The sequence below is a fragment of the Hymenobacter agri genome, from assembly GCF_054778495.1.
The window spans coordinates 1-4,741 of sequence record NZ_BAAGZM010000322.1 but is presented as its reverse complement, the minus strand read 5'-3'; the positions used below and the strand labels follow the sequence as shown (position 1 = coordinate 4,741).

The 4,741-nt window shown below is 62.5% G+C and carries 2 protein-coding genes; both read left to right on the top strand.

Annotated elements, in window-relative coordinates; translation table 11 throughout:
• The first annotated feature begins 345 nt into the window (after positions 1-345).
• Entirely contained in the window at positions 346-1,611 is a 1,266-nt protein-coding gene (locus tag ACYVDE_RS14750; protein WP_460502308.1) for a zinc dependent phospholipase C family protein, read from the top strand.
• Between the two features lie 237 nt (positions 1,612-1,848).
• The coding region (locus ACYVDE_RS14745) for an IPT/TIG domain-containing protein (protein ID WP_460502307.1) at positions 1,849-4,741 on the top strand (2,893 nt) is incomplete at its 3' end.

Here is a 4,741-nt window from a genome sequence, read left to right as displayed (position 1 = left end):
CACGCCCGGGCAAGTGTTCGATGTGCTGGGCCGGCCCGTGGCGAGTTTCGTCACCGATGCCAGCGGCGCGGCGGTGCTGGTGTTGCCAACGCAGGCGCACGGCGTATTCGTGGTGCGGGCCGGCGGCCAGACGTTGCGTCTGGCCATCGAGTAGCGAATAAAAACCGCTGATTGGCAACTGCCGCTGGCTGCCCGTGGGGGATGGCCAGCGGCAGTTTTGCGAAGAGCGAATGTGCTGGTGACGGGGGCGGCCTGATAGGGTAGTGCAAGCCCGCGCCAGCGCCCCGACAACGGTGAGCGGCGGTTTGTCGTTGCAGGCAGCAACGCGCTGCTTGCCTCATTTCCATGCTTCGGATTTACACTCTTGTCTTACTGGCCTCGCTGCTGGTTTTTTCGGCCCGGCCGGCTGCCGCCTATGCCGTGCTCACCCACCAGGCCAACATCGACTCGACGTGGGAGCGCTGCTTGGTGCCGGCTATTCTGAAGCGGTACCCGGGCTCGACGCCCGAGGAGCTGGCCGATGCCAAAGCCTACGCCTACGGCGGGGCCATTATTCAGGACATGGGCTATTACCCGTTTGGGTCGGTGCTGTTCACCAACCTCACGCACTACGTGCGCTCGGGCGACTTCGTGCGCAACATGCTGGCCGAGGCCCGCGACCGCAACGACTACGCCTTTGCCCTGGGCAGCCTGGCACACTACGCGGCCGACCTCAATGGCCACCCCGAAGGCACTAACAAGGCGATGGCGTCGGTGTATCCCGACCTCAAGGCCAAGTTCGGCGACATCATCACCTACGAGCAGGCCCCCAAGCAGCATACCCAACTGGAGTTTGCCTTCGATGTGGTGCAGCTGGCCAGCGGCAAGTACCGCAACTCCGACTATCACCAGAAAATCGGCTTTCAGGTGAGTAAAGCCACCTTGGAGCGAGCTTTTCTGAAGACATATGGCCTGGAACTGGGCCAGGTGATTGTGAACGTGGACCTGAGCATTGCCAGCTTCCGCTTTGCGGTGAGCCAGCTGATACCGACGGCGGCCCGCGCCGCCTGGCACTACAAGCGCAAGGACATTCTGAAAATCAGCCCCGGTGCGCGGCGGCGCGACTACCTCAAGCAGGAAAACCCCCGCGAGTTCCGCAAACTCTACGGCAACTCGTACAAGAAGCCCGGCTTTGGGGCGCGCATCCTGTCGTACTTCGTGCGGATTCTGCCCAAGATTGGGCCGCTCAAACCCTTTGCCTTCAAGCTGCCCACGCCCGAAGCACAGGCGTTTTTCCGAGCCAGCTTTCAAAAAACCATGGCGGCTTACTGTGCCAATATTGCCCGCCAGCCCGCCGACACGGCTGCCGCGCCGCTCACGCTGGCCAATGCCGATTTCGATACCGGCCACCCCACCCGCGCCGGTGAGTACCCGCTGGCCGACGAAACTTACGGCGAATGGCTGCGCAAGCTGGCCGACAAGAAGTTCGAATATTTAAATCCGGTGGCCCGCCAGAATATTCTGGCTTTCTACGGCACGCAGCCCAAAGCCCCGGCCTCGGGCGAGGAAAAGGAGCAGCGCAAGCAGGCCGAAACCCAAAAGGCGCTGCAAGAGCTGCGGGAGTTGAAATAGCGGTAGGCATCAGCGGCAAGCGGGAGCTTGCGCGCCTACCGCGCACAATCTGCGACCGAACGTGTAGTCAGGCCTGGAAATTCTTCTTACCTTGTTCGTTACCACTGACTAAGATTCATGTGAAATAGCTTGCTTGAACTGTGATATAGTGTTATTTATAGGATGGCTTTGCGGGCTGGCGGTTGTACGAAACTTTCATTTGCTTAACTCTTAATACCCACTTTCAAACGTTCACTTATGCACACATTTTACACGAAGGGGCAGCCGTTCCGCTGGATGCGGCTGCTAAGCCTGTTGCTACTGCTGCTGCCGCTGGCGGGGCGTGGGCAGAGTACTACGGTGGTTATCAGCCAAACGTATGGCGGGGGCGGCAATGCCAGTGCGCCCTACCTCAATGACTACATTGAGCTGCACAACATCTCGTCCGTTACGCAGAGCGTCAGCGGGTTTTCGGTGCAGTACGCTTCGGCAACGGGCACTAGCTGGGCTGTTACGGCTTTAGGCACGGGAACGGCAACGAGCATCCCCGCCGGCGGGTATTTTCTGGTGCAAATGGCTTCGGGTGGTGCCGTAGGTGTAGCTTTGCCTACACCGGATGCAACTGGTACCAGCAATATGTCGGCTACTGCCGGCAAAATAGCGCTGGTGAGCAATACAACGGCGCTGACCGGCAGCTGCCCAACGGGAGCTACGCTGGTCGATTTTGTGGCCATTGGCGCTTCGGGTACCACCGGCAGCACGGGCACCTGCAGTGAGGGAACCACTGCGCCGGCGGGCTCCAATACGTTAGCCGACGTTCGGAAGGACCCCACCGGCACCGCTAATAACGGCTGTCAGGATACCAACGTCAACTCCGCCGACTTTGCAACGGCAGCTCCCAGTCCACGCAACTCGGCTACTACGCCGGTGACGTGCGCCGCGGCCAACAACCCGGTACCTACCATTACCAGCCTCGCGCCCAGCTCGGCCACGGCCGGCGACCCGGCTCAGACGCTGACTGTAACCGGCACGAACTTCATCGCCTCGTCGGTGGTGAATTTTAACGGCACAGCGCGCACCACCACCTACGTGTCGGCTACGCAGCTTACCATTCAGCTGACAACGGCTGATTTGGCCACGGCCGGCAGCTACAACGTGACCGTGACCAACCCCACGCCCGGCGGCGGAACTACTGCGGCCACGGTTTTCACCGTGAACCCGGCCCCGGCCAGCAACCCGGTGCCTACCATCACCAGCTTGTCGCCCAGCTCGGTTATCGCCGGCGCGGCGGCCCAGACGCTGACGGTAACCGGCACGAACTTCATCGCCTCGTCGGTGGTGAATTTTAACGGCACAGCTCGTACCACTACCTACGTATCGGCTACGCAGCTCACCATTCAGCTCACGGCTGCCGACCAAAGCGCCGTGGGCAGCTACAACGTGACCGTAACTAACCCCACGCCCGGCGGCGGTACCACGGCAGCCAGCACCTTCACGGTGAACCCGGTACCCAACAACCCGGTGCCTACTATCACCAGTATTGCTCCCAGTTCGGTCATTGTGGGCGCCAGTGCTCAGACGCTGACGGTGAACGGGACGAATTTCATCAGCAGCTCGGTGGTGAACTTTAATGGCACGGCGCGCACCACTACCTACGTGTCGGCCACGCAACTCACCATTCAGCTCACGGCCGCTGACCAAGGCACGGTAGGTAGCTACAACGTGACGGTGACCAACCCCACGCCCGGCGGTGGCACCACGGCCCCGGCCACCTTCACCGTGAACCCGGTGCCCGCGCCCACGCTCACGTCCATCAGCCCGAGCAATCCGGTGGGAGGGGCCACCTACGTGTTCACCCTCACCGGCACCAGCTTTGGCACGACGGCCAACACCACGGTGAGCTTCAACGGCTCGACGGTGGTGCCCACTTCGGTAACGGGGGGCGGCACCACCATCACCGTCTCGCTGCCGCTGCCGGCCGCCGGCGGTACTTTCCCCATCACCGTAACCACGCCTAATGGCACCTCGGGCGCGCAGTCGCTGACGGTGATGGCCCAGCCCGGTGGCTTCTTCGAGCCGTTCGAGCCGGCTACGTTGGGAACGTATGCGACGACTACGCCCACCGTGGTGGCACTACGTACGGGCTCGTACAGCTTTTTTCAGGCAATTCTGGGCAACACCACGCCGCCCGGTGACCGGTTCAACAATGCCCAGGCGGCCCGCCTGCGGGGCAATGGCACCATCACCATGAACTTCGATAAGACGGGTGGGGCCGGTGTTGTAACCATCAGCGCCGCGCTTTATGGCAGCGATGCCGTGTCGAACCTCACCTTGGAATACTCGACCGATGGCGGGGGCACTTTCCAGGCCGCTCCGGGTAGTCCGGTGGCGCTCACCACCACGCTCACGGCTTATCCATTCACTTTGAACGTAGCCGGACCGGTGCGCCTGCGTATTGGCACGAGCTCGACCGCTACGGGCCAGCGCATCAACGTGGACGACCTGCAGATTACCGACTTTACGGCCGCCGTGTGCGACGCGCCTACCAGCCTCACGCCGGGCAGCATCACCAGCACTTCGGCCACGGTGAGCTTCACTGCCAGCGCATCGGCCGCCAATGGCTATACCGTGACGACTACGCCCACTACTACCACCCAGACGCTGGGCGCTGGCGCAACCTCGGTGAGCTTCACCGGCCTCACACCCAATACCGCCTATTCGGTGAGCATCGTGAGCAACTGCTCGGCCACCAGCACTTCGAGCGCCGCCACCACCAGCTTCACCACGCTGGCCCTGGCCCCCACGCTGGCCGTGAGCCAGAGCGGCACCAGCTACCCCAGCGGCGGCACGGCTTACAGCTTTGGCAACCAAACGGTGGGCAGCACCAGCAGCCCCGTAAGCTTTACGCTGACGAACAGTGGCCCCGATGCCCTGACTATTAGCAGCATCACGACCACCGGCGACTACGTGGTGGCCGGCACAGCGCCTACCACGGTGCCCGCCGGCGGCACGGCCACGGTGAGCGTGACGTTTACGCCCACCACTACGGGCACCCGCGCCGGCACGCTGGTTATCAATTCCAACGCCACCAACGCCGCTACTTACACCGTGAATCTGACCGGCAACGGCCAGGCCGCCACGCTGCCCGACC